The sequence below is a fragment of the Microcystis sp. M53603_WE2 genome, from assembly GCF_030065435.1.
This window is the reverse complement of the sequence record NZ_JASJFF010000050.1, coordinates 1-4,380: the sequence shown is the minus strand read 5'-3', so window position 1 is coordinate 4,380 and position 4,380 is coordinate 1. Positions and strand designations below refer to the sequence as shown.

Sequence of the window (4,380 nt, the reverse complement as noted above, 5' to 3'; positions counted from 1 at the left end):
CGGGGGTAAGCGTGATTTTTGGGGCAATTCTAGTTATGCTATTAGTTATTTTGCCCGCATTCATCTTTTGGTTAGCCTATCGACGCTAGACAAGAATCTATGATCGAAAGTTCCCCCAAAACCCCCCCGACGATCTTTAAGCAAGCATACAATGCTTTTCTGGATCTAGGTCAATTCAATGGCAACGAAAGAAATCGCGGGGTAATCGCGATCGCTAATGCCATTAAAACTGGCTTTGATCGCATTTTAGAAGCCAATACCCTCGATTTAGAAGTCAGTCGAGAGATGGCCGTCTCAGAACAAATGATTCGCTGGTTACGGTTAACTCCCGAACGTTTAGAGACGACGGTGGAGGTATTGCAACAACTAGCGGAAGCATCGGATCCGCTGCAACAGGTAATTAACGCTGCCTATCAACTGAATCCTTCCCAAACCTATTGCCAAAGGATGCCTTTAGGAGTGATTGCCTTAGTCTATGAAGGTTTTCCCGAATTAGCGATGGTAGCGGCGGGATTTTCCCTAAAAAGTGGCAATAGTTTGATTATTCGCGGTTCCAATGCCTCTAGTCATTCCGATGGAGTGATTACGGAAATTATCCAAGAAGCTTTGGAAGATGTGGGTTTACCCGTGGATTGTGTGAGTGGTTTACCCTGCGATTCTAGTCCCTCCCTAGAGGAGTTGCTGACGCAGGAAAATTATGTTAATTTGATTATTCCCTACGGTCGCCCTAGTTTAATCGGTCGGGTGAGTCAATTGGCCACGGTTCCCGTTTTGCGTGCGGCCATGGGAAACTGTTATTTGTATTGGTCTCCTAGTGGCGATTTGGAGTTAGCTCGTCAGGTAATTATCGATAGTCATGGCAGCATACCCGATCCGGTTAACGCGATCGAAAAAGTTTTAATTAGTCCCCATCACAATTCTTCAACTTTAAGTCGTTTGTTTAAAAGTTTGCAGGAAAAAGGCTTTAAATTGCGGGGAGATAACCGATTAGCGGCGGATTTTCCCGAACATTTAACCATTGCTACCGATAATGATTGGCAAAGACCCTATTTAGAAAAAACGGTGGCCTTTAGGTTAGTGGATACCCTCACTGATGCGATCGCTTGGATTAATAAGTATAGTAGCGGTCACGCGGATTGTATTGTCACCGAATCCTATCGAGAAAGTCGTCAATTCGCCATGGAGTCCGATAGTGCTTTAGTTTATATCAATTCTTCACCCCGATTCGATCGCAATCCCAAACAGGGAGAATCGGTGTTTTTGGGCATTTCCAACCAAAAAGGCCAGCGCCGGGGGTTAATCAACCTAGAAACCTTTACCACCCTTAAACAGGTGGTGCAGGGGTAGTTTTGGTGAACTGGGTATTGTTAAGTTAGCTAGGGTTTGCGGCAAAAAGTTTTTCGTGGGGACAGGGTGTGGGGTGTGGGGTGTGGGGTGTGGGGTTTTAGGGATTTTGAGGGGGTCAGTTACCTAATTTTCAGGGAAAAAGTCCAGGAATTTTACCCCCGATCACTCCAATGGTTGGCACTTTTTGAGGGAAAAAAAGTCTAAAAGTCTTACCCAACATCAGCCAACCCTACCTAGTGGTCTGCGGCAAAAAGTTTTTCGTGGGGGTAGGGGTAGGGTTGATTCATGAATCAACCCTACGACATCGGGGGGGGCGGGGGCAAGAGGCAAAAGGAGGAATAAATAATCAGTCTTTAATAACTGGATTTAGTATTAGAACAATGGCGAGAAAATGACAGTTTTTAACTGAAATTACTGTCCAAACAAAACCGAACTATTGCCAGATCCTTGGAACAAGATCCAAGTCATCAGCAGATTAGATACAAAAATCGCTAAGAGCATAGTGACTACGGCCGCGGTCGTAGCTTGGCCGACTCCTTTAGCACCGCCATCGGTCGTTAAACCCCAATTACAGCCGATAATCGCAATTAAAGCCCCAAAAACCAACCCTTTAACCGGTCCACTCAGCACATCTCCCACACCCAGAAAACCGCGAACCGAGTCGAGAAAAACTGAATTGGCAATCCCGTATAAACTTTGGCCGACTAGCAAACCGCTACCTAAACCGATCAGCAACGCCATAACACTCAAAGCGGGAACCATCAGACAACAGGCAATTAAACGGGGCAGCACCAGATATTCCACGGGATCGGTTTTGAGCATATAGAGTGCGTCGATCTGCTCTGTCACCTTCATGGTACCGATTTCCGCCGCAAAAGCCGATCCTACCCGACCAGCTACCACGATCGCCATCATAATCGGACAGAGTTCCCGACCGAGAGCAAGGGCCAAAATTCCCCCCACCATACTGCCAGCGCCCAAAGCTTGGAACTCCCGGGCCACTTGGATCGTAAAGATCATCCCGATCACCGCGGCCGTGATCATGGCGATAATCAGCGAGGCGGGCCCGGCTGCTACCATTTGTTCTTGGGTGACGCGCCAATCGGGTTGGCGCGTGAATAGGAAGTAAAAAACCCTGCCGGTCAATAGTACCGCTAACCAACAGCGCCGAAACCAAGAGCTTAATTCCTTGCTAAAAATCGCCAATAAATCCTTCATTGTCCCCAAAATCGATCGGACTAGAGAAAAGTCTATCCTGTTTTGTCTTCTAATACCAAATCCTGTTATAATAAAACGAGTAAAGACAAGGAGATAAAATGCCCAAGAAAGCTGACTTAGCCGAACATCTAAGTTCAGAGGAACTGATACTAAATCTGGTTATTAAAAACTGATTATTTATTCCCCCTTTTGCCTCTTGCCTGTTGCATGAGTGCCTCTCCTCTATAAGTAGCCTATACTCAACGGATTTAGTATAAGCGGTTTAAATAGGGTTGGCTGAATAAATCTAAAAACCTTGTTGGATAAGACTTTTGGACTTTTTTCCCCTCAAAAAGTGCCAGCCATTGCGGGGATAGGGGGGAAAATTCCGGGACTTTTTCCCTGAAAATTAGGTAGTTGACCACCTGAAAATCGATCAAACCCCACACCCCACACCCCACACCCCACACCCTGCCCCCAGAAAAGCTTTTTCAGCAGCCCCTAAATAGGGTTGGCTGAAAAAGTTTGCTCCCCCTAAATTCCCCTTAAAAAGGGGGACTTAAAGCTGAAAAAAGGGGCTTTGCGCCCCTAAAAATCTTTAGTCAACCGATTAAAAATCTACACCAGACTATAGACAATTACTAAACCCAAAACTGCGGCAAAGACAATTAAAGCATAGAATTGGGCGCGACCATTTTCGAGGTATTTGAGACCTTCACCACTGACAAGAGTAGCTAAACCAGTTAAATTCACTGCCCCATCGATAACGCGATAATCCACTTCCATAATTTGCCGCGCGAGACGACGACAACCCTGGACGAAAACTCGATCATACAGATTATCAATGTACCATTTGTTCAGGGAAAAACGATACAAAACGGGGAATTTTTCGGCAATAGTTGCGGGGTCAATTTTCTTCTGGAGATACATCAAAGAAGCGACAGTAATCCCGATTAAAGCAATCCCCACCGAATTACCCGCCATAATCAGAAACTCCGTCCAATCAAAAGCATGAACTTCTTCCACTACTTCGTTAGGAACATGAATAAAACCCTCGAAGAAATTCTGCCAAGGTTTACCCACCAAACCGATTAACAAAGAAGGAACCGCTAAAATCATTAGAGGTAAAGTCATCGTAATTGGCGATTCGTGGGGTTCATGGGCATGATGGCCGTGGTTGTCTTCTTCCTGTGCTTCCGAGTCCAATTGCTTAACATTCATTGCCCCCGGTCCAAAAGCCGGAATCGCACCCGCATTGGCTAACAGTCGGCGTTTAATCTCCTTATTAGTCCCTCTAAACTCCCCTTCAAAGGTGTTAAAGTACATCCGGAACATATAAAAAGCCGTTAAACCCGCAGTGGCCCAACCGATTAACCATAAGGACGGGTTCGCCTCAAAAGCTAAACCGAGAATTTCATCCTTCGACCAGAAACCAGCGAAGGGAGGAATCCCACAGATGGCCAGAGTTCCCACCAGGAAAGTTAGGGCAGTAATGGGCATATACTTGCGTAAACCGCCCATCATCCGCATATCTTGCGCTAAAACCGGCTCATGACCGACCACATCCTCCATACCGTGGATGACCGAACCAGAACCGAGGAACAACATCGCTTTAAAATAAGCGTGGGTCATCAGGTGGAATAACCCGGCACTATAAGCGCCGATACCCATAGCCATAACCATATAACCCAATTGGGAGATGGTGGAATAGGCTAAACCCTTTTTTATATCATTCTGGGTGAGGGCGATACTTGCCCCTAGAAAGGCGGTAAAGGCCCCCGTCCAAGCAATTACCGTCATCGCCGTGGGAATTGGCTCAAAAACGGGATACATCCG

General features: G+C 46.3%; 4 protein-coding genes. 1 reads left to right on the top strand and 3 read right to left on the bottom strand.

Annotated elements, in window-relative coordinates:
• The first annotated feature begins 99 nt into the window (after positions 1-99).
• On the top strand, positions 100-1,347 hold the full coding sequence (locus PX481_RS01180) for a glutamate-5-semialdehyde dehydrogenase (RefSeq protein ID WP_002763515.1): 1,248 nt from the start codon (positions 100-102) through the stop codon (positions 1,345-1,347).
• Positions 1,348-1,758: 411 nt separating this feature from the next.
• On the opposite strand, the gene PX481_RS01175 is transcribed toward PX481_RS01180, so the two are convergent.
• The 3 genes from PX481_RS01175 to PX481_RS01170 all read right to left on the bottom strand — a co-directional run.
• On the bottom strand, positions 1,759-2,565 hold the full coding sequence (locus PX481_RS01175) for an MlaE family lipid ABC transporter permease subunit (RefSeq protein WP_002763514.1): 807 nt from the start codon (positions 2,563-2,565) through the stop codon (positions 1,759-1,761).
• Between the two features lie 248 nt (positions 2,566-2,813).
• Positions 2,814-3,014: a hypothetical protein gene (locus PX481_RS29530; RefSeq protein WP_012266167.1), complete on the bottom strand. Its 201-nt coding sequence runs from the start codon at positions 3,012-3,014 to the stop codon at positions 2,814-2,816.
• 148 nt (positions 3,015-3,162) lie between these two features.
• Positions 3,163-4,380, bottom strand: a 1,218-nt coding sequence (locus PX481_RS01170; protein WP_288093243.1) for a proton-conducting transporter transmembrane domain-containing protein, incomplete at its 5' end; no start/stop codon positions are given.

Coding starts and splice junctions, on each gene's coding strand:
- PX481_RS01180 (WP_002763515.1), top strand. CDS start 100: ATGATCGAAAGTTCCCCCAAAACCCCCCCGACGATCTTTAAGCAAGCA.
- PX481_RS01175 (WP_002763514.1), bottom strand. CDS start 2,565: ATGAAGGATTTATTGGCGATTTTTAGCAAGGAATTAAGCTCTTGGTTT.